Here is a 21,825-nt window from a genome sequence, read left to right on the forward strand (position 1 = left end):
GAATTCAAGGCGCATTCCGGACAGGGTGCGCCTTTTTTACGTTAAAGTGCAGCCGTCTCACCAATAACACCAGCACGACCTTGAACAGGGATTCAGGAACAACATGCTTCAAGATATTCGGGATAACGCCCAGGGTACTATTGCAAAGGTTATTATCGGCCTTCTGATTATTTCTCTGTCAATCTGGGGGATGGACGCCATTGTTGGCGGTTTTTCCGGTGAGCCGGAAGTGGCCACTGTTAACGGAGACTCCATCACCGAGCGTGAGTTTTTGCGCACCGTGCAGCTGGAAACACAGCAGCGGCTCATGCAGATGGACAGCCCGGATCCCTCCATGCTGGATGAAGATCAGATCCGCCGGGATGTGCTGGAATCCCTGATCCAGGAGCGGGTACTGACCCTCGACGCCCAAGCCCAGGGTCTGGAGCTGTCGGATGCCGACATCGATGCGCTGATTACCCAGATGCCCCAGTTTCAGGTAGACGGCCAGTTTAACCGTGATCGGTTTGTGGCAACGGTACGCAATGTTGGCATGGGTGTGGGTGAATTCCGCGAGAACCTGCGGAAGAACTACGTGGTCAACCAGATTCGTGCGTCCATCGCGCAGACCGGTATTGTGGCCAGTGAAAACGTCGCACAACTGTTGCGTATCCAGAATCAGACCCGCGATTTCCGTGTGCTGACCGTTAGCGCAGACTCCCTGTCTGAGCAGATTAAGGTAACCGAGGAAGAGATTCAGTCGTTTTACGACGACAACGCCGATCAGTTCCGTGAGCCCGAGCAGGTGCACGTGGCTTACATTACGCTGTCGTTGGGCGCCCTGGCGGATGCGATCGAAATCTCCGAGGAAGACCTGCGGGGCTTCTACGATGAGCGGGCCGAAGAATACGCCCGTGAGGAGCGGCGCGCTGCCCATATCCTGATTGAAGACGGTAGCGATGCTGAGGCTACCATCGCGTCGATTCAGGAGCGTTTGGAGGCAGGTGAATCGTTTGCGGAACTGGCCGAGGAATTCTCCGCTGATACGGTTTCAGCCCGTGACGGTGGTGACCTGGGTTATGCTGGCCGAGGTGTCTACGATGAGGCTTTCGAGAACGCGCTCTTTGCCCTGGAAGAAGGTGAAGTGTCGGGCCCGGTTGAAACCAGCTTTGGTATCCACCTGATCCGGCTGGAGGGCGTGCGTCGTTCCGATGTTCCGTCGTTTGAGTCGTTGCGGGGTGAGTTGCGTGATGAACTGGCCCGCAGCCGCGCCAGTGAGCGTTTCGCTGAAGTACGTGCTCAGCTGGCGGATGCGGCCTACGCTGCGGACGATCTGGCGGGCCCGGCAGCCGAGCTTGGCCTGGAAGTGCGGGAAGTGGACGGGGTAACCCGGGAGGGTGGAGCCGCGCCTTTCGATCACGCCGGGCTGGTGCGTCAGCTGTTCTCTGATGATGTACTGCAGGGCGGTTTCAACACCGAGCTGATCGACGTTGGTGACAACGCGTCTGTGGTGGCTCGCGTCCGCGAATACTTGGAGCCTCGTCAGCGTGAGCTGGCCGACGTTCGTGACGACATTGCCGCCATGTTGGAAGCGCGCAAGACCCGGCAGGCGCTTGAGGCTCGGGTAGACGAGCTGATGGCAGCCCTGGAAGCGGGAGAAGATCCCGAATCGCTGAATGCCGGTGACTGGCAGCGCTTCGAGAACCAGGGGCGAGACGGCGCTAACCTGAGCCGCTTTGTGGTGCAGCGTGCCTTTGCCATGCCGCGCCCGGAGGAAGGTAATCCTTCGATGGCCAAAGCCGTGGGCCAGCGTGAGGCGGCGATTATTCTGGTTGATGCCGTAAACGAAGGTGCGGTGGATACAGATGGCGCTGAATACCAGCAGTTGCGTCAATTCCTGGCCCAGCTCGAGGGCCAGCGTGAGTACATGGCTTATCAGCAATACCTGAGAAACACCGCGGAGGTCGACAGGGATTGATTCCCGGGTGCGATCAAGAGTGATTAAAAAAGGGTGCCGATCAGGCACCCTTTTTTTTACGTGTTAGGGAATCAGTTGGCTTTTTTGATGTACACCGTGGGAGTCTCACCGGTGACGTCGAAATAAAAGCCGTATACCGCCGATTCCGGTGGCGTGAAACGGAAGTTCTCAAACACGGCTGAACAGTTCGCTCGAACCGGCGTGTTGAGCGCTACCTCCTTGTCGTCTTTCTCGGACAGGTAACCGCAGTTGGCCCCATTGCTCCAGTTGGCATCGCCAAACTTGAATTCATAGGGTTGGCCGTCAGCCTTTAACTCGATTTCCGTTCGATAGACGCCGGTGTCCACCTTCTTGACCTTGTATTCGGGTAGCGCATCCCACCAGGCAAACTGCCCGCGCAGATACAGTGACTGGCTGTAGTCACGCTCACCACCGGTGGTGGCACAACCGGTCATGGCAAGCACAGATATCAGAGCCAGATTGCCAAGTACTTTTTTCATGTTGTTCTCCTTGTTATCAATGGTCACAGCCGGCATGGCCGGCTGTGTTGAGGCCCGCCGGTCAGCGGGCAAATACCGCAACCGAGAGCCCGGGCACCAGGAACTCGCCAGCGTCGGCAGCCGCAGACTGGGCCGGGGAGGTATCGGCCCTGACGGAGAAATCCCCGTCCAGGGTGTGGTTCAGGGTCTGGGTGGTGTTGCTGGCGTTGATCACCACCACAATCTCGTTATTGGCATCGTCCAGCTCCCGTAAACCGGCGGTACCGTCATCCAGCAGGCTGAACGCGATCAGCCCCGGAATCTGCTGCGAGCCGGTGTTGAGGAAGCTGAGGCGGTTCTTGATGTCCTCGGCGGTCTGAAGCCGGAACAGTGGGCTTTCCTTGCGCACCCTGAGCAGCTCCAGCACCTGATCCCTGGTGTAGCTGATCGTCGCCGGAGTGGGGTCGGCGTGACTGCCAGCTAAGGTGATGACCTCGGTGATCAGGTCCCAGTTAGAGCCATCCTTATCCTGGCGGGGCAGGCCGCGATTCCAGGCGGAAGCCTGGAAGCTGAAATCCACGTCGTTGTACCAGTCCCCGGAATCGTAGCTGTCCCGTTCCATGGATTTGGAACGCAGCAGTTCAGAGCCCATATGCAGGAACGGGATGCCCTGGCTGAGAATCGGAACGGCCAGGCCAACAACCTGCATTTGCGCCCGCTCCTGGGTGCTGGCGTAGTAGTCGGCTTTGTACTGGTTGTTGTCCCAGAGAGTCTGGTTGTCGTGCTTGGAAACGTAATTGATGATTTCCTGGGGATCTGCCGTGTAACCGGCGGCCTGCCCGTTGTAGTCGATTTCGGCAGCGGTTTTCAGCTCGTCTGTGGCGGTCTCGAACGGGTAGTCTGCGAGGCTGCCGGCGATGCCCACACGAATCCAGTCACTGACCTGCAGTAACCGGTTTCTTTCATCTTCGCTGCCCGTGTTCCGATCATTGGGGTAGGTGAACAGGCCATTGGCAAATCCCTGGTTGGCCCGAATGGCATCACCTTCATCGAAGGGCCCGCCGCCACGTACGGCATCCCGCAGGCGATCGTTGAACGAGCCAATACCGGTTCCGGCCATGTTGGTCTGGATGGCGTTTACACCTCTGGCGTTGTTGGCCACCTCGCCGAAGTTCCAGGCTTCACCATAGAAATAGGTGTCCGGATCGACCGCCTGCACCGCGGCCAGGGCCTTCTCCATGTTGCTCAGCATGTGGTGGCCCATCAGATCAAACCGGAACCCGGATATTTTGTAGTGCTGGGCCCAGGTAACGAGGGAATCCACCATTAGCTTTTCCATCATGGCGTGCTCAGAGGCGGTATTCTCGCAGCAGGTGGACTGTTCGACGGCCCCGGTTTCAGGATTCTGGCGGTGGTAATAGCCGGGTACCAGCTTGTCCAGAACCGAGTTGTCGGCAAGGCCGGACGAATTGGTGTGGTTGTAGACCACGTCCAGAACCACGTTCAGGCCCAGTTCGGAGGCCGCCATCACCAGTTCCCGGAACTCGATAATGCGTTGAGGGCCTTGGGCGTCTGTGGCATAGCTGCCTTCCGGCACGGTGAAGTGAACCGGGTCATACCCCCAGTTGAAGCTGTCCAGGTCGCGGAACGTGTTATACAGAGCCTGGGCGTCACCGGTGAGCGGGTCAAACCCTTCCAGAACCTGGCGAACCGTTTGCCCGCTTGTGCAGTATTCAGAGAACTCGCTGGCAGCTGCTTCAGACAGCTCACACAGCCGGCTGAAATCGTCCTGAATATCGACCACCTGGTTCGGGCTCTCATTCACGGTGGCGATATCAAAGGAGGGCAACAGGTGCAGGTGAGTTACGCCAGCCTCGGCCAGGGCCCTCAGGTGTGCGACGCTGTCGACACTGCCGTCAGAAGGGGCTGTAAAGGCCTTGTATTTGCCTCGATGGGTCCGCTCAACGGTTTCGTCTGTGGCGCTGAAGTCGCGAACGTGCACCTCATACACCACGACATCCTCCGGCGCTGACCTCGCTGGAAGTGTAAGGCTGTCCCATCCGGATGGCTTGTAGTCTGTGCCAAGGTCCACCACCTGGGCGTACTGGCCATTCGCCGAGAGGCTGAGGGCGTAAGGGTCGGATACCAGGGTGGTTTCGATTTCGCCGGTTCTGGGGTGGTAAACGGAGACTTCGTACTGATAGTACATCTCCAGCAGGTCAGTCCGGCTGCCGGAGTGACTCCAGACGCCGTTGGTTTCGGTCATCTGCACCGGATAGCCGGGCAGCGGGGTGCCATTGTCATCAAAGACATGAAGCTTTAGGGTTTGAGCGGTGGGTGCCCAGACGGCAAAGTTGACGTTACTTCCCTCAACGACGGCGCCCAGTTCACCGGTGTAGGCGAACAGGTCATCCAGAACTCCCGGAATCTGCACGCCAGTGGCGGCTACCAGCTCGTCGTTACTGTTGTAGGCGGCGGCGACCAGTTGGCCTTTTAACGCGGATTGGATGGTTTCGCTGTCAGCGATGATCTCGTAGGCTGGCCAATCTGCCAGGTGGGGGAACTTGTTTGCACTGGCTTCAGGTAACGTGGTGGGTGTCAGTTCCAGTACGTTGCCACCACTCAGGGTGTCGGAGTCGCTGACGGCAATCCCTGCATTGTGGTCATAGCGAAGTTCAACCCGTGGCAGATTTCCGGTGTCCCGGAAGACCAGAGTGTTGCGATCAACCCAATGGGCACTGGCGCCGGCAATGGCAATACCGTCGGTCTCGATCGGTGTACTGGATAACAGCTGGCTGCCGCTGACGGTGAAAATGCGGTTGCCGAGTGCACCAAAGTGCCAGCGGTGGTCCTGGCCGCCAAGATCTTTCTCATCACCCTTATGGAGAATGAAGTAGAGGCAGTCCCCGGCCTCGCGCATGGGTATCCGATAATAGGCGCCGTAGGTGTCGCTGATGCCGTCCGCCCGTCTTGGGGTGTCCCAGTCGGTGGGCACACCATCGGCCAGGCCATCACAGCCAGCGCCGGCGTCGTTCCACAGGTGCAGGCCCCAGCCGTCATAGCTGGCATCTGGTCGCTTGTAATAGAGCAGGGCCTCGTTGGCCCCGGGTTCGAGCAGGCCGTCAGCGCCAGTGTTTCCGCCGTTGGCCGGTGAGTCGCTGCTACTGCCGGAGTTGCAGCCGGTGAGAGCCAGCGCAAGGGTCAGCACTATGCCACCCGTGAGCCGTTTATGGTCAGGCATTGTCAACATCCTCTTTCCAATTGTTTTTGTTGGTGGAAGATCCGCTCCGGATCTTCCTCATGGTTGCGCGAAGCATGCACGAGAACATCCCTCCGGGACCGGATTTTCGGGGCGTAGCCGTAGGTGGCAGCGGGGCGTAGATGTCATTGGGTGAGGGGCAAAAAAAGGGCCGGCAAATGCCGGCCCTGAAGGAGGTCCAAGTAGAGCGTGTGGAGTTTAGAGCCTTACCACCAGGCTTCGATCTGGGCGCCGATCTGGATGTCGCCATCGATTCCTTCGCCACCGCGTGCGGCCTCGGCTTCATCTCCGAAGAAGGTAGCAGCGTAAGCGCGGATAACGGGACGCGCCCAGTAGCCAGGGCCGGCCTGCCATTGCTGGGCGATGGCCACTTTCCCGAGGTCCTGGGATTCGGTGAACCAGGGGCGGTCGGTATCGCTGTAGCCGATCTCAATCGCGGTACTCATAACGGTTGACCAGTTGTAGATCGGTCGGGCGATGATGCTCAGGCGCTCACCATCACGGGCGCCGGCATCATGGGGTTTGGCCTTCTCATAGACAACGGAATGGCCCAGATCCCAGTTACTGCCCAGTTTGATCACGCCGTGGTTGAGCACGCGCCAGCTGGACTCGAAGTAGCCTGCAACGTTGCCGTTATCCACTCGCCCGCCACTGCTGCCTTCGGCATTGGCGAAGCCCATGGAGTCGGCGCCATACTGCACGGCGAACTTGTTGAAGCCACCCATAACACCTGAAGACAGCTCGGCGGTGAGAAAATAGCCGTTCTCGTCTTCAATACCGGCGTCTTTCTGCTGGTCGGTCAGGTCCGCCATGGCGTAGATGCCGATCAGCTCAAGGGTGTGGCCGCCGGCTACCGGGAAGGCGTATCGAACGTCAAGTTTGTTGTTCTGAACCAGGCCATCACCGTCGCTGGTGTCGGCATTGGTATAGGCAACGGACAGGTGGCCGGCACCTGCCTTGATGTTCTCGATACCCGCGCCGTAGCCGGAGTTGTTGACGTAGAAGAGATCCATCTGGTGGATGTCTTTACGCTGATAGAAGCGTTTGCCGGCCCAGAGGGTGGCGCCGGGCAACGACTCGACGACGTTTTTGGCAGACACATAAAGCTGTCTCAGGGCAATCTCACCGCCGCCGAAGGGGTCTGCGTTGTTGCGGGTGACTTCTTCGTTGGCGAAGTCGATACCGCTGATGTTGTTGCCGCCATTCAGTGCCTGGTAATCGTTGCCCTGGGGCTCAGCGCTGTAGGCAAGCATGGAGTCAATGCGGAAGGTCTTGCCGTCCTGGCTGAACAGCTCGTCGCCCAGTGACAGCTCGGCATAGGTGTCGCATTCGTCAGCCAGGCGGCCTACATAGTGACCGCTGGCGCCATTGCCGAAACAGGTTTGTTCGCCGCCGCTGCCGATATTGGTGGAGGCTCCTGCCCGGGCATAGCCGTGGAAGTCCACCGCGATGGCCGGTGTTGCCATGACCGCTGCGGTGATGGCAGCTGCCAGTGGGAGCTTGCTAGCGAAGAGAGGCTTTTTATTGTGCATCGTTTGAGTCCTGTGTTTTTGTCATTCTTGCATGTCAGGGAAGCGGAATTTCCGGTTCCTAGGTCCCGGTCAGGCTTCCGGTTCCCTTGATTGCAGCTTCTGCCAATCAGACATTGGGAAACCGAATTTCATGGTTCCTCAAGGCGGGTCTTTGTACATCCTCCGAGTCAGGGAATTTGGGGGGTGAGTTTCAGGGGGGAGGAGGGGCGTAGATGGCTGCGCCCCTGCCGGAGGATGTCTGAGTGGTTCAGGCGAGTACTATGTGTGACTACTCCAGCGGATAGCGGGTTGCCTTGAGGCTTTCCTTTATCTTCTTGAGATGGCTCAGGAAATCCTTTCCGCGCTTGAGTGTCACACCGGTTGCCAGGATGTCGATCACGGTCAGGTGGATAATGCGTGACGACATGGGCATATAGACTTCGGTGTCCTCCGGAGCGGTTACGCCAAGCACCGCTGTGCAGCATTCGGCCAGCGGAGATTCCGGATTTGTGATGCCAATCACGGTGGCACCATTGGCGCGTGCCACCTTGGCAATCTCAACGGCCTCTTTGGTTCTGCCGGTGTAGGAGATTAATACGATGACATCACCTACTTGGGCGCCGGCGGCTACCATGCGTTGCATCAGGGCGTCGTCGTAAGAGGTGACCGGAATGTTGAAGCGAAAAAATTTGTGTTGTGCATCCAGGGCAACGGACGCCGAACCACCCATACCGAAGAAGTTGATCTGTTTGGCTTGAATCAGGTAGTCAATGACGGTGCCCAGTGCTTTGGGGTCCAGGGACTGGCGGGCTTTGTCCAGGCTGGCGATGGTGCTGAGCATGATCTTGTCTGCGAACTCCGCCACGGTGTCGTCTGGCTCGACATTCTGGCCCACGTAGGGGGTGCCGGTGGCGATGCTCTGAGCGAGGCGGATTTTGAAGTCGGGGAACCCGGTGGCCGAGAATCCCCGGCAAAAACGATTCACCGTGGGTTCACTGACATCGGCAGCGCGGGCGAGGGCAGCTATGCTGTAACGAGTAGCTGCGCTGGGGTCACGAAGGATGGCTTCCGCAACCTTGCGTTCAGATTTGTTCAGGCTGTCGAGCCGGGACTGAATGTCTTCCAGCAGATTGTCGTCACGGTGCGCATGGTTTGCGGCCATGTTTGGGTACTCCCTCGGGGTGTGCCATCGTTGTTGGAAATTGTAGTGATTATACCGTGTTTATGAACTTTTTGGTGTAGTAAAAATATCAATTAATGAAAAATACCCTTGGAAAATGCCGGTCAAGCTGTCATTATTTTTATAAAATTACTACATTATGCCTTTCAGGCGGCTGGTGTCGCTTTAAACTGAGAGAAGGAACCGATGGTCAACCGTACCGCTACCCGTTGTGACCTAATGCTATTCGGGGCGCTGGGGGATCTTGCCCAGCGCAAACTCTTCCCGGCCCTGTATCAACTTGAACGGGCGGGCCTGCTGGCGCCTGGCAGTCGCATACTTGCCGTTGCGCGAACCGAGGCCGGCACGGACAAGGTGAAAGAACAGCTGTTGGAGAAACTGAAAAAACACGTGAAGTCCGAAGAGTTTGACCCGGATATCGCGCAGTCTTTTCTCCAGCGAGTGGAATATCAGCGTCTCGACTTCAATGACCCGGAGGGCTACCAGGCGCTTCGGGACTGGCGGGACGAGCCGGATAACCAGTTGATTGTCTACATGGCAACTCCGCCATCAATGTACGGGGTGATTGCCCGCAACCTCGAGGCAACCCGTTGCTGCAATGAGCGGACGAGGGTTGTGGTTGAAAAACCCATTGGGCACGACCTGGAAACCTCCAGGGTGATCAATGATGAGTTGGGGCAGGTATACAACGAGAATCAGATCTTCCGGATTGATCACTATCTGGGCAAGGAAACCGTGCAGAACCTGATTGCCCTGCGCTTTGCCAACAACCTCTTTGCTTCCCAGTGGGATCAAAATCACATCTCCCACGTGGAAATTACGGTTGCGGAAAGCGTGGGTATCGAAGGGCGCTGGGGGTATTTTGACAAGGCCGGTCAGATACGGGACATGATCCAGAATCACCTGCTGCAGTTGCTTTGCCTGATTGCGATGGATCCGCCGGCGGATCTGTCCGCGGACAGCATTCGCGACGAGAAAGTGAAGGTGCTCAAGGCGCTCAAGCAGATTACCCCTGAATTGATGGGCAGCCATGTGGTTCGTGGCCAGTACACCGCAGGCACCAGTGGCGGCCAGCCGGTACCGGGGTACCTGGAAGAAGAAGGGGCGAACAAGGGCAGCGAGACGGAAACCTTTGTGGCCTTGAAGGCGGAGATCGACAACTGGCGCTGGTCTGGCGTGCCGTTCTATATCCGTACCGGCAAGCGGCTTCCGGAAAAGTTGTCCCAGATTATTATTCATTTCAAGCCGGCGCCCCATTACATCTTTGATCCAGACCAGAAGCATCTGGCCAATAACAAACTCATTATCCGCCTGCAGCCCGATGAGGGCATGTCCCTGAAGATTCTCACCAAGGACCAGGGACTGGATAAAGGTATGCGCCTTCGCCAGGGGCCGTTGGAGCTGACGTTCTCGGAGACGTTCGAAACCGACCGGATTCCTGATGCCTATGAACGTTTACTGTGGGAAGTGATGAAGGGGAATCAGTACCTGTTTGTGCGTCGTGATGAGGTTGAGTACGCCTGGCGCTGGGTGGATCAGGTTATTGCAAACTGGCATGACAGCGGCGAACCACCCAAACGCTATGCCGCAGGAACTTGGGGGCCGGTGGCATCCATCGCCATGATTACCCGGGATGGGAGAAGCTGGTATGAAGATGCCTGATATTCGCCTGCCGGATGGCGTGGTTTTGGAGGCGGGGGAAGATCCTCAACAGGTGGCTGAAGCCCTTGCCACTGATGTCGCCCGTTTTCTGGTGCAGCGTCTGGAGAGAGCTGACAGGGCGAGCCTGGTGGTTTCCGGTGGGTCCACGCCTTTGCCGTTTTTTAAGGCGCTTTCACAGGTGGATCTGGATTGGTCACGGGTGGATGTGCTCCTGGCCGATGAGCGTTGGGTGCCCGAGGGAGATCCGGCCAGCAATACCACCCTGGTGCGTGAGAATCTGCTGCAGAACAGGGCTGCTAATGCCAGCTTTCTTTCTCTGAAGCAGGTTGGTGCAACGCCTGAGGAGGGCCTGCCACGGGTTCGCTCTGCACTTGCCGGGCTGAAACTGCCGCTGGATGTGTTGATCCTGGGTATGGGGAATGATGGTCATACCGCGTCTCTGTTCCCGGACGCGCCGGAGTTGCCAGCGGCCATGGACCCGGAGTCCAGGGATCTGGTCCTGGCGATGAATCCGCCGTCCCAGGCCCAGCAGCGCATTACCTTGACGCGTCCGGTGTTGGCCGGTGCCAGGTATACCGCCCTGCACCTGAAGGGGAATGACAAGCTGGATACCCTGACCGCAGCCATGGCCAGGCCGGAGGCCGTTATGGCTATGCCGGTCAGGGCCTTTCTCAAGCCTGGACTGAAGGTGTTCTGGAGTCCGTGATGATGAGGCAGTACGAAACAAAGCGGTCAGTAACTGCATTCAGGAGAACTATATGACTCAACTTTCCGATTATCACAGAGACCGTGTTCAGGCAGTACTCAGTGCCTCGCCACTGGTGCCGGTTATTGCCATCAATGAACCGGAAGATGCCATTCCCTTGTGTCGTGCGTTGGTGGATGGCGGTATCAAGGTGCTGGAAATTACCCTGAGAACCGAACATGGGGTGCGGGCCATTGAACAGGTTCGAAAAGCCATTCCCGAGGCATGGGTTGGTGCGGGTACAGTAACCAGTATCGCCCAGTACCGGCAGGTGGAGGCTGCGGGTGCCCAGTTCGTGATTACGCCGGGTGTTACCGAGGCGATTCTGGAGTTTGCGCTAACCTCTGAGGCACCATTATTGCCAGGTGTGGCCACGGTCTCCGAGCTGATGTTGGGGTACTCGTTGGGTTACCGTGAATTCAAGTTCTTTCCGGCTGAAGTGTCAGGCGGTATGCCGGCGCTGAAGGCATTTCGGGGCCCTTTCCCGGACGTGACCTTCTGCCCGACTGGCGGGATTAACCAGGATACCGCGCGGGACTACCTGGCGCTGCCCAATGTGGCGGCCGTGGGTGGTTCCTGGTTGACGCCAGCGGAGGCGATCCAGCGCCGGGAGTGGGAGGTGATCACCGAGGTGGCGCGGGCCAGTCTTGATCGGCTCAGGTGACGTTGTTTGCCCACAGGCATGAAAAAGCCCACTTCCAGGAGTGGGCTTTTTGCTATCAGGCTGCGTTGCTCGGGCCCGGCGTCAGCGAATGTCGGCTCCAACACGGACAATCTTCATGGTGTTGGTGCCTCCCTGGGCGTTGACGTAATCACCCTTGGTAATCACCACCAGGTCGTCTTCCTTCACCACGCCCCTGCGTTTGAGTTCGGCAACGGCATTGGCGTTGGTTTGCTCATTGGCAATCTTGGCGGAATCAAAAGGCACGGTTTGCACCCCGCGGAAAAGGGCAACACGGTGTTGCGTGGAGTGGTGCCGTGAGAAAGCAAATATCGGCAGGCTGGACTTGATGCGGGACATCAGTCTGGGAGTGGCGCCGGTTTCGGTCATGCAGATGATGGCGCGAACGCCCTCCAGATGGTTGGCGGCATACATGGCCGAAAGGGCGATGGCCTCATCAACCCGCTCCATGCTCTCGTGGATACGGTGCTTGGACTGATGCATGGAAGGGTGGCGTTCTGCCCCAAGGCAGATGCGCACCATCGCTTCAACGGCCTCCGTGGGGTAGTCGCCCACGGCCGTTTCCGCCGACAGCATCACTGCGTCGGTGTAGTCCATCACGGCGTTTGCCACATCCGACACTTCTGCCCGGGTTGGCATGGGGTTGGTGATCATCGATTCCATCATCTGGGTGGCGGTGATCACCGCTCGGTTCAATACCCGCGCCCGGGAGATGATGTGTTTCTGAACACCAACCAGTTCGGCATCGCCGATTTCCACCGCCAGATCACCTCGGGCAACCATGACAGCGTCGGACGCCAGAATAACGGCATCCAGTGCCGCTTCGTCATGGGCCAGTTCGGCCCGCTCGATCTTGGCGACCAGCCCGGCATCCGAACCGGCGTCTTGTAGCAGTTTCCGGGCGATGTGCATATCATCGGCCGTTCGAACGAAAGACACCGCTACATAGTCCGCGCCCAGGCGGGCTGCAGTGACGATGTCCTGTTTGTCCTTGTCGGTGAGGGCTTCGGCAGACAGGCCGCCTCCCCGTTTGTTCAGGCCCTTGTTGTTGGAAAGCGGGCCGCCAATCAGAACCCGGGATGTGATGCTGTGGCCATCCACGCTCTGGACTTCCATTTCGATGCGACCATCATCGAGGACCAGAATGTCCCCCGGTTCTACATCCTCGATCAGTTGCTCGTAATCGATGCCAACCCGCTCATTGGTGCCGGCCTCTTTGTCCATGGCGGCGTCCAGAACGAAGGTCTGGCCGGCCACCAGAATAACTTTGTTCTCAGCAAATCTTGCTATTCGCAGTTTCGGGCCCTGCAAGTCGGCCAGCAAGGCAACGAAGCGCCCCTGGGCTGCAGCTGTTTCTCTTACCCGTCGGGCCCGGGCGATATGCTCATCAGCACTGCCATGAGAAAAGTTAAGCCGGGTGGCGTCTACCCCGGCTGCAATAATGGCGGCCAGGGCTTCCGGGGTATCGGTAGCGGGGCCGAGTGTGGCGACAATTTTGGTGCGCCTGAGCATGATGTGGATCCTTTATTGGGTGTTACTGAGCGGCTTTCATAAGCTCGATGGCGTTGTCGAGCATGCGGTTTGAAAAGCCCCATTCATTGTCATACCAGGCCATGACTTTTACATGACGGCCGATGACCCGGGTATGATTTGCGTCAAACACGCTGGACAGGGCGTTGTGATTGAAGTCGATACTGACCAGCTTTTCGGTATTGTAGCCGAGTATCGGGCTGTTCTGCGCGGCGGCGCGGACGGCTTCGTTGATCTCGGCTACGCTGGTGTTGCGGTTGGCAATAAATCCGAAATCCACCAGCGACACATTGATGGTAGGAACCCGAACGGCCAGGCCGTCGAGTTTTCCGTCCAGGTCCGGGATAACCTTGCCGATGGCAGCGGCAGCACCGGTCTTCGTGGGGATCATTGATTGGGTGGCAGACCGGGCCCGGTACAGGTCAGAGTGGTAAACATCACTCAGTTTCTGGTCGTTGGTGTAGGAGTGGATGGTGGTCATCAGGCCACTCTCGATACCCACGGTGTTGTGCAAGGCAGCCACCACCGGTGCCAGGCAGTTGGTGGTGCAGGAGGCGTTTGAAATGATCTGGTGCCTGGCAGTCAGTTCCTGGTGATTGACGCCATAGACAACGGTGGCATCTGCGTCTGCGGATGGGGCGGAGATAATCACCTTCCGGGCGCCGGCGTTGAGGTGTGCGGCGGCTTTGTCCCGGTTGGTAAACAGCCCGGTACACTCGAACACCACATCCACGTGGTAGTCTTTCCAGGGCAGCTCTTCCGGGTTGCGGATGGCGGTAATGGCGATACGGTCGCCGTTGACGGTCAGCGATTCTGCGTCGTGACTGACCACACCGGCAAATCGGCCATGTACACTGTCGTATTTGAATAGGTGAGCGTTGGTTTCGGCGTCGCCAAGATCGTTGATGGCGACTACCTGTAGTTGATTTCGGTAGTTATTTTCGTAAACGGCCCTCAGGATGTTGCGGCCAATACGCCCAAATCCGTTGATGGCGATGCGGATAGTCATGACCAGACTCCTTGTTGTCGGTTTTTTGTTCAGTCTTCAGGATTGATGTAGTAAATATAACAACAAAAATTTCATAAATGAATGTCGATTGGCTGTAATGATGAAAAAAAGTAAGTAAACTTACGTCATATAGCAAAACATAAGTGAAATCACGGAGTCTGCCATGCACCCCATCATTACCAAGGTCACGAACAGGATCATCGAACGCAGCCGGCCTACCCGGCAGGACTATCTGGCTCGAATGACCACGTTGAAGGAGCAATCTCCGCATCGCAGCACCTTGTCCTGCGGCAATCTGGCTCACGGCTTTGCGGCTTGTGGTCAGCAGGACAAAGACACCTTGAAGTTTATGAACAAGGCGAATGTGGCGATCGTTTCGGCCTATAACGATATGCTTTCTGCCCACCAGCCCTATCAGACATTCCCGGACGTTATCCGTGAGGCGGCTCGCGGTATGGGCTCGGTGGCCCAGTTCGCCGGCGGCACGCCCGCCATGTGCGACGGCGTTACCCAGGGCCAGCCGGGCATGGAGCTGAGCCTGTTTTCCCGCGACACCATTGCCATGAGCACGGCGGTGGCGCTGAGCCACAATATGTTCGATGCCACGCTGTTACTGGGGATCTGTGACAAGATCGTGCCGGGGCTGTTGATTGGCTCCCTGAGCTTCGGTCACCTGCCCACCATTCTGGTTCCCGCCGGCCCAATGCCGTCCGGGCTTCCGAATAAAGAGAAGCAGCGCATCCGCCAGCTGTATGCAGAGGGTAAAATTGGCCGGGATGAGCTTCTCGAAGCGGAAAGTAAGTCCTACCACAGCCCGGGTACCTGCACCTTCTATGGCACGGCCAACAGTAATCAGTTACTGGTGGAGGTGATGGGGCTGCATCTGCCGGGTTCGGCATTCGTCAACCCGGGCACTCCGCTGAGGGACTCGCTGACCCGTGCCGCCACCGAACAGGTGATCAAGCTGTCCAGGCCCCACGGCGGAGATCTGGGGCTGGCCGACATGGTGGATGAGAAAGCCATCGTCAACGCGCTGGTGGCCTTGCTGGTGACCGGTGGCTCCACCAATCACACCATTCACTGGATTGCGATCGCCCGCGCCGCCGGCATTATCATTGACTGGAACGACTACTCGGAGCTGTCGTCGGTGGTGCCGTCCATGACCCGTATTTATCCGAACGGGCAGGAAGATATCAACGCTTTCCATGAAGCCGGCGGCACGCCGTTCCTGATTCGGGAACTTCTCGAGGGCGGCTATCTGCATAACGATGTGCAGACCGTCGTGGGGCAGGGACTGGAGCGCTACACTCAGATGCCTGAGATGGAAGGTGAGCGCCTGGTGTCGAAGCCCGCCGTTGAGAAAAGCCTGGCTCCGGATGTGCTGAGCAGCGCGGCTGAGCCTTTCGCCCCTGACGGTGGCCTGAAAGTGTTGGACGGCAACCTTGGCCGGGGGGTGATCAAAGTATCTGCGGTTGCCCCGGAGCATCATGTGATTGAGGCACCCGCCGTCGTGTTTAATGAGCAGAACGAACTGAAGGCTGCGTTTGAGGCCGGTGATCTGGATAAAGACTGTGTGGTTGTGGTTCGCTTCCAGGGTCCGAAAGCCAATGGCATGCCGGAATTGCACAAGCTGACGCCTTACCTCGGGGTGCTCCAGGATCGTGGCTTCAAAGTGGCCCTGGTGACCGACGGGCGGATGTCCGGGGCTTCCGGTAAAGTGCCGGCGGCGATTCATGTGTACCCTGAGGCTCTGGACGACGGCCCGCTGGCGCGGGTGCACAACGGTGATCTCATCCGCCTGGATGCCGTCAAAGGCACTTTGAGTATTGAACTCACTGATCAGGAGCTTGCCGCCCGTGAGCCTGAAAAAGCGGACATTAGCAGCTATCATCACGGGTTTGGCCGGGAGCTGTTCGGTTGGCTGCGTCGGTCGGCCAGCAATCCGGAACAGGGGGCGAGCTTTTTCTGGAATCACGAGTCATGACAGACATGCTGTATTCACTGGTCGGTGATATTGGGGGTACCAACGCGCGCTTTGCTCTGGTGGCGCAGGGCGACGTGCGGCCCCGGGAAATCGAGGTGCTTGCCTGCCGTGACTACGAAAACCTGGACTGTGCCGTGGTGGATTACCTTCAGCGCGTCGGGGTCGAGGAAGTTGGTCAGGCGTGCCTGGCGGTTGCATCCCCGGTCCGTGGTACTCAGGTTCGAATGACCAACAACCACTGGCGCTTCGATACCGAAGAGATTCGCCGGCAGTTTTCCTGGTCGGCGTTCAAGGTCATCAACGACTTTACCGCCATGGCCCTGGGCGTGCCCCATGTGCCGGAAGCCAATCTGGTACACGTTTGTGGTGGCCCGGGTGACCCCAGCCGGCCCCGGTTGGTGATGGGGCCGGGCACGGGTTTAGGCGTGTCGGGGTTGGTGCCCATCAACAATGGCTGGGTGCCCTTGATGACCGAAGGCGGACACGTGGACTACGCACCGACGGATGACCTGGAAATGGACGTGTTGCGGATTCTCCGGGCCCGGTTCGGCCGGGTGTCGGTGGAGCGTATTCTATGCGGTCAGGGTTTGCTGAATCTGTATCAGGCCCATGCGGAAATCCGGGGTGTACCCGCAGCTCTGGATTCCCCGGAGAGAATCACCGCGGCAGCAGTGGCCAACGAAGATGCTCTGGCCAGGGAAAGCCTTCGTCATTTCTGTGAAATTCTTGGCCGGGTGGCTGGCAATGGTGTGCTGACGCTGGGTAGTCTGGGTGGTGTTTACCTGTGCGGGGGCATTCTCCCACGTATCCTCGAGTTCTTTCTGGAAAGCCCGTTCCGGAACGGGTTCGAGGACAAGGGCAGAATGCGGCCCCTTCTGGAGTCCACGCCCGTATACGTCGTGACGGAGCCTTATACCGGACTGCTTGGCGCCGCCGAGGCCCTGTCGAATCCGGAGGTTTAAAGGCCAGAAATGGCGTCGGGCAGGCAAACGGAGAGCCACAGTATGCCAGGCAATCTGGACCATCTTTCCTTTCCCGAACTGGTTGCCCGTGTGCGTGCCTGCACGCTATGTGCCGAGGTACTGCCGGAGGGGCCGCGCCCTGTGGTGCAATTAAGTGAATCGGCTCGCATCCTGGTGGTCGGCCAGGCCCCCGGGCGCAAGGTTCACCAAACGGGCCTGCCTTTCAATGATCCCAGTGGTGATCGGCTCCGGGGCTGGATGGGCATCGACCGGGACACCTTCTATAACGAGAAGGAGCTGGCCATTCTTCCGATGGGGTTCTGCTACCCGGGCACCGGCAAATCCGGTGACCTGCCTCCGCGCCCGGAGTGCGCGGATACCTGGCGGGAGGCCCTTCTGGCTCGTCTTCCCAACATCGAATTGACCCTGTTGATCGGTCAGTACGCCCAGGCCTGGCATCTGCCCGACGGCAGCAAAAAGGTGACCGCTAATGTAGAACAGTGGCGTCATTACTGGCCTCAGCAGCTACCCATGCCGCACCCCAGTCCCCGCAACAATCTTTGGCTGCGCCGTAACCCCTGGTTTGAAAAGGACGTGATTCCGGCGCTTCAGGGACGTGTCAGAAGGTTGCTTGCGACTGCCTGAGCTCAGGGGGCCGGGTTTCCCTGCACCGCTTCGAGCAAGGCATACCAGAGCCCCCGGGGCAGATCAGCCTGGGCGCCCCGCGAAGCGGCTTGAAGCCGATCTGATCGAAGCGAGCCAATCACCGGAATCGGCGCGCCGGGCAGTTGCCGAATCCACGCGATGGCCAGCCCCGTCTCACAGAGCCCGGTTTCCCGTTGGGCGTCGGTAAGCAGTTGCCCTGGAATGCGTTCCGGCAACTTGCCGCCGGCCAGCGGTGACCAGGCAAGCCAGCGTAGCCTGTCAGACAGCATGGCTTCCAGGCCACCATCGAAGAGTGGTTGAGGGTGACCAAGAGACAGTTCGGACTGGTTGCAGACCAGTGGCAGATGGGTGTTTTGTTGTAACCATCGCCATTGCTCCGGCAAAAAGTTGGACACACCGATATGCCCGACCTTGCCGGACTCGACGGCTTGCTCAAGCACCCTGGCCAGGGCCGGCGCTTCCAGCAACGGGTCGGGCCGATGGATCAGGAAGGTGTGTAGCTGGTCTACCTGCAATCGTTGAAGCGACGCGTCAATGGCGGCGCTGATATAACCTGCCTCCGCCCGGTAGTGCTTGCTCCGCCAGGGGCTTGTGTCCTGATGTTTCAGCACGATACCGGCCTTGCTGATGAGTTTTACCTTGTGCTTCAGGTGGGGAGTTGCCCGCAGGGCCCGGCCAAACAGGAGTTCGCATTCACCGTCACCGTAGATATCGGCATGGTCAAACACCTCAAGGCCATCGTCCAGGCACTGTGTAATCCAGTCGGCCAGAGCCCCAGGGGAGTGCAGCTCCCGATGTTCCAGAAGGCGCATCAATCCGACAACCAGAGGCGTTTGTTTGAGATATTCGGGCCCGGCTGTTTGCATCAATTCCCGCTCCCGAACGCGATGACCACCGTGTCATCCCCATGCTGTCGTGAGAACACATAAGGTTGCTGGCTGATCAGCTTATGCTCCCCGGCACCGATGGCGGGGTGGCGTTGGCGGAACTGACCCAGGGTGCGCCAGTGGTTCAGGATGTCGGAAACCTCACCAGCCTCTATGGCCTGCCAGTTCATGGCAGAGCGGGTGCCCTGATGAGGGTCAGAGCCGGTGGGGCCAAAGGCACGGCCGGACTCGTCACCGTAGAACAGCTGGACTGCCCCTGGCGTGAACAACAGGGCAGCGGCCGCGCGTTTTTTCAGCGTATTGTCATCACCGGCAATCTGGGCGAACAGTTTGGTGTCGTGGGACGAAATGTAACTCAGCACGTTGAACGGGTCATCGCCGTGCAGCTTATCGGCGTATTCGCGGTAGACTGGCTCCATGGCCTGCAGGCATCGGGCGCCTGCTTTGGCCTCTGCCTGCAGATCGAAGTTGATGACAGCATCAAAGCCTGCGTCAAAGTAGCCGGTCTTGCGAACCGAGTGCGGAAACACTTCGGCGACCATCCAGAATTCTTCGGAGGGCAGGGCAGTGTCCGGGTGTCTCTCGCGGTAATCGTCCAGGGCCTCCTGCGCCCGCGCTTTCAGTTCACGCCAGGCGTCGGGTTCTACATGCTTGGCCGTGTCTACGCGAAAACCGTCAACACCGAACTCCCTTACCCAATCCGTGAGCCAGGTAATCAGGTACTCGCGAACAGTAGCGTTGTCCAGGTGTTCCGCCCGGCTGCTCTCTTTATTGCGCAGGAAGACGGGCAGCTCCACGGGGTTGGTCGATTCGGTCTTGAAGTCCGGCAGAAAGGCGAGGGACCCACGTACCGGGTCGACGGATGCGCTGGGTGGCGTGTCGTAATCGGCGATACCAGCCCGCACCCAGTCCTTACCCCACCAGTTACGCCAGTCCGCGTGATCGTAATCGATCAAGGCGTGATAGGCATGATGGTTTTCCCAGGATTCCGGGCGCCAGTCACCCCAGTGCTCCGGCAGGTGTTTTTCGAAACCCGAGTGCAGGGCGCCAAAGTTAAAGGTCTGCATATCCTGAAGCGAGCTGTAGCCGGGGTGGTTCATCACCACATCCATGACCACCCGGATACCCCGTTGATGGGCCTGTTGCACCAGCGTCCGGAATTCCTCCCGGGTGCCAAAATTCGCATCTGGTACCGTGAAGTCCAGGGCGTAGTAGCCATGGTAGCCGTAGTGCCGAAAGTCGCCCCGATCACCGCCGCCAACCCATCCGTGCATCTGCTCGAAGGGTGGGGTAATCCACAGGGCGTTGACGCCCAGATCAGCCAGGTAATCCAGTTTCTGGGTCAGGCCGGCGAAATCGCCGCCATGGAAGGTGCCAATCTCGTCTTTTCCGTCTTTCTGCCGGCCATAGTTGATGTCGTTATCGGTGCGGCCGTTGGCAAACCTGTCGGTCACCGCGAAGTAGACGGTGGCGCCAGCCCAGGTAAAGGCGTGTACCGTCTCGTCTACCGGCTCCAGCAATAGAAGACCCTCGGCGTTATCGTCTGGAGTCATCCTGACCTGGCCATCGCGAACGCGGGCGGTGTTGCCGGTGTAAAAATCCTTCACCAGAGAGCCCTCGGCAAAGGCCCCGCCGACCGGAATTACCAACTCAGTCCGGGAAGCCTCGCAGAAAACGTTGCTATCATTGAGCGCCGGAGGGCCGGGAATGGCCTGAGCTGGCCCGTCGACAGTGGTGGCACAACCAGCAAGCCCAAGAAAGGCAGACAGCAGAAGCGGGCGTTTGAGCGGCGAAGTAATGTGAACCATGGCAATGACTCCAGGTCGGATTGTCGTTGTTGTTGGGCACATCAAACCAGAGTCCTGGGGTAACGGGTAGAAGGAATTTTCTACTCCCTACTACTCCCCCGTTCTACGCCTCGGGGAATGATATAAGGGGTGATGCTTATTCCCCGGATTTGCAACACAGTTTGAACACTCGCAAAAGAAGGTTTTGCGGCAAGCCCGGCCAGGCGACCTCTTGGCAGGCCGGACAAGAACAAAAAGGCAGGAACACACAGAGGAAAGACCTGATGAATCGTCGAACTTTTATTCGCAGCACGCTCGCCGCTTCGGTAATGGCCGCCACCCTGGGCGCCGGATCACCCGCATTCGCGGGTATTGAAGAAGGCAAACTGCTGGTCTGGATTAACGGTGACAAAGGCTACAACGGCCTGCAGGAGGTGGGCGACTGGTTCACCGAAGAGACCGGCATTCCGGTGGAGGTGGCTCATCCGGACAGCGCCACCGACAAGTTCCAGCAATCGGCCGCGACCGGAAACGGCCCGGACATTTTCATCTGGGCCCACGACCGTTTCGGCGAATGGGCGCAGAGCGGCATTATTTCTGAAATCCAGCCCTCCCAGAATGTCATTGATGCCAACTACGACTTTACCTGGGAAGCCGTCACCGTCGACGGCAAGATGTACGGCTACCCGATGGCCGTTGAGTCCATCGGCCTGATCTACAACCGGGATTTGCTGCCGGAGCCGCCCGCCTCGTTTGAAGACATCCCCGCGATTCACAAGAAACTGGCAGAGGATGGCAAGCGAGCCATCCTGTGGGATTACAACAACACCTACTTCACCTGGCCGATGCTGGCCGCCGCTGGCGGTTATATCTTTGGCGAGAATGGCGACGGTAGCGTTAATGTGAAGGATACCGGCGTGAACAACGACGGTGCCATGAAAGGTGCCAAGGCCCTGGCGATGCTGATCGAGGAGGGCGTCATGCCCCGTGGGGCAGATTACAGTGCCATGGAATCCTCGTTTAACAAAGGCGAGACGGCGATGATGATCAATGGCCCCTGGGCCTGGGCCAACCTCCGCAAGAGCGGTATCAATTTTGGGGTGGCTACCATTCCGGCGATTGACGGCAAACCTGGCAAGCCCATGGTTGGTGTAATGGCCGCCACTCTGAATTCTGCAAGCCCCAATAAGGACCTGGCCGTTGAGTTCCTTGAGAACTACGCGCTGTCGGTGAAAGGCCTGAAGATGGTGAACGACGATGTTCCCCTGGGTGCTGTGGCCAACAGGGAATTCATGGAGGAACTGTCCTCCGATGACAACATCAAGGCTACCTTCGAGAACGCCCGCTTGGGTGAGCCCATGCCTAACGTACCGGCCATGGGTGCGTTCTGGTCTTCCATGGGGCCGGCACTTCAGAACATTACCTCTGGACGCCAGTCCGTGGAAGACGCCCTCAACTCCGCGGCCCAGCGCATTACCCGCTGATCGCCTGTGATTGTGCCGTGGCAGGGTAACGCCTGCCCGGC

General features: G+C 58.5%; 16 protein-coding genes. 8 read left to right on the top strand and 8 right to left on the bottom strand.

Going from position 1 to position 21,825, the window contains the following annotated elements:
- Positions 1–103 precede the first annotated feature (103 nt).
- Complete coding sequence (locus ASQ50_RS19700) at positions 104–1,957, top strand: SurA N-terminal domain-containing protein (protein WP_058089490.1); 1,854 nt, start codon at positions 104–106, stop codon at positions 1,955–1,957.
- 71 nt (positions 1,958–2,028) lie between these two features.
- Here the strand turns inward: ASQ50_RS19700 and ASQ50_RS19705 are convergent, their stop codons facing one another.
- The 4 genes from ASQ50_RS19705 to ASQ50_RS19720 form a co-directional block, all read right to left on the bottom strand.
- The gene (locus ASQ50_RS19705) at positions 2,029–2,457 is read right to left on the bottom strand and encodes a hypothetical protein (protein ID WP_058089863.1); all 429 of its coding nucleotides are present in this window, start codon (positions 2,455–2,457) and stop codon (positions 2,029–2,031) included.
- 61 nt (positions 2,458–2,518) lie between these two features.
- Positions 2,519–5,677: a pullulanase-type alpha-1,6-glucosidase gene (gene pulA / locus ASQ50_RS19710; protein ID WP_068351614.1), complete on the bottom strand. Its 3,159-nt coding sequence runs from the start codon at positions 5,675–5,677 to the stop codon at positions 2,519–2,521.
- A gap of 224 nt (positions 5,678–5,901) precedes the next feature.
- On the bottom strand, positions 5,902–7,227 hold the full coding sequence (gene lamB, locus ASQ50_RS19715) for a maltoporin LamB (RefSeq protein ID WP_058089492.1): 1,326 nt from the start codon (positions 7,225–7,227) through the stop codon (positions 5,902–5,904).
- Between the two features lie 268 nt (positions 7,228–7,495).
- Positions 7,496–8,368, bottom strand: coding sequence for a MurR/RpiR family transcriptional regulator (locus ASQ50_RS19720; RefSeq protein ID WP_058089493.1), 873 nt, complete (start codon positions 8,366–8,368; stop codon positions 7,496–7,498).
- Between the two features lie 204 nt (positions 8,369–8,572).
- Between ASQ50_RS19720 and zwf the strand changes: the two genes are divergently transcribed.
- Genes zwf through ASQ50_RS19735 form a run of 3 tightly spaced genes read left to right on the top strand, consistent with a single transcriptional unit; the run spans position 8,573 to position 11,457 of the window.
- Positions 8,573–10,048, top strand: coding sequence for a glucose-6-phosphate dehydrogenase (zwf, locus tag ASQ50_RS19725; protein WP_058089494.1), 1,476 nt, complete (start codon positions 8,573–8,575; stop codon positions 10,046–10,048).
- Positions 10,041–10,754, top strand: coding sequence for a 6-phosphogluconolactonase (gene pgl, locus ASQ50_RS19730; protein WP_082888526.1), 714 nt, complete (start codon positions 10,041–10,043; stop codon positions 10,752–10,754). The genes zwf and pgl overlap by 8 nt, the downstream gene beginning before the upstream one ends.
- A gap of 52 nt (positions 10,755–10,806) precedes the next feature.
- Positions 10,807–11,457: a bifunctional 4-hydroxy-2-oxoglutarate aldolase/2-dehydro-3-deoxy-phosphogluconate aldolase gene (locus ASQ50_RS19735; RefSeq protein WP_058089496.1), complete on the top strand. Its 651-nt coding sequence runs from the start codon at positions 10,807–10,809 to the stop codon at positions 11,455–11,457.
- Between the two features lie 81 nt (positions 11,458–11,538).
- On the opposite strand, the gene pyk is transcribed toward ASQ50_RS19735, so the two are convergent.
- Together pyk and gap are read right to left on the bottom strand one after the other, a co-directional pair.
- On the bottom strand, positions 11,539–12,987 hold the full coding sequence (pyk, locus tag ASQ50_RS19740) for a pyruvate kinase (protein WP_058089497.1): 1,449 nt from the start codon (positions 12,985–12,987) through the stop codon (positions 11,539–11,541).
- A 22-nt stretch (positions 12,988–13,009) separates the two neighbouring features.
- Positions 13,010–14,014, bottom strand: a complete 1,005-nt coding sequence (gap, locus tag ASQ50_RS19745) for a type I glyceraldehyde-3-phosphate dehydrogenase (protein WP_058089498.1) — start codon at positions 14,012–14,014, stop codon at positions 13,010–13,012.
- A 163-nt stretch (positions 14,015–14,177) separates the two neighbouring features.
- Between gap and edd the strand changes: the two genes are divergently transcribed.
- The 3 genes from edd to ASQ50_RS19760 are packed head-to-tail and all read left to right on the top strand — an operon-like array spanning position 14,178 to position 17,605.
- Positions 14,178–15,998, top strand: a complete 1,821-nt coding sequence (edd, locus tag ASQ50_RS19750; protein ID WP_058089499.1) for a phosphogluconate dehydratase — start codon at positions 14,178–14,180, stop codon at positions 15,996–15,998.
- Positions 15,995–16,960 (top strand): glucokinase, encoded by a 966-nt coding sequence (locus tag ASQ50_RS19755; RefSeq protein WP_058089500.1) that lies wholly within the window; start codon positions 15,995–15,997, stop codon positions 16,958–16,960. Before edd ends, ASQ50_RS19755 begins: the two co-directional genes overlap by 4 nt.
- A 42-nt stretch (positions 16,961–17,002) precedes the next feature.
- The gene (locus ASQ50_RS19760; protein WP_058089501.1) at positions 17,003–17,605 is read left to right on the top strand and encodes a uracil-DNA glycosylase family protein; all 603 of its coding nucleotides are present in this window, start codon (positions 17,003–17,005) and stop codon (positions 17,603–17,605) included.
- A 2-nt stretch (positions 17,606–17,607) separates the two neighbouring features.
- On the opposite strand, the gene ASQ50_RS19765 is transcribed toward ASQ50_RS19760, so the two are convergent.
- Both ASQ50_RS19765 and ASQ50_RS19770 read right to left on the bottom strand, forming a co-directional pair.
- The gene (locus ASQ50_RS19765; RefSeq protein WP_058089502.1) at positions 17,608–18,492 is read right to left on the bottom strand and encodes an aldo/keto reductase; all 885 of its coding nucleotides are present in this window, start codon (positions 18,490–18,492) and stop codon (positions 17,608–17,610) included.
- Positions 18,492–20,321: an alpha-amylase gene (locus ASQ50_RS19770; protein ID WP_082780491.1), complete on the bottom strand. Its 1,830-nt coding sequence runs from the start codon at positions 20,319–20,321 to the stop codon at positions 18,492–18,494. Before ASQ50_RS19770 ends, ASQ50_RS19765 begins: the two co-directional genes overlap by 1 nt.
- A 263-nt stretch (positions 20,322–20,584) precedes the next feature.
- Between ASQ50_RS19770 and malE the strand changes: the two genes are divergently transcribed.
- A complete protein-coding gene (malE, locus tag ASQ50_RS19775) occupies positions 20,585–21,784 on the top strand; it encodes a maltose/maltodextrin ABC transporter substrate-binding protein MalE (RefSeq protein ID WP_058089503.1) in 1,200 nt (399 codons plus the stop codon).
- The last annotated feature ends 41 nt before the right edge of the window (positions 21,785–21,825 follow it).

Source organism: Marinobacter sp. LQ44, assembly GCF_001447155.2.
Taxonomy (GTDB): Bacteria; Pseudomonadota; Gammaproteobacteria; order Pseudomonadales; family Oleiphilaceae; genus Marinobacter.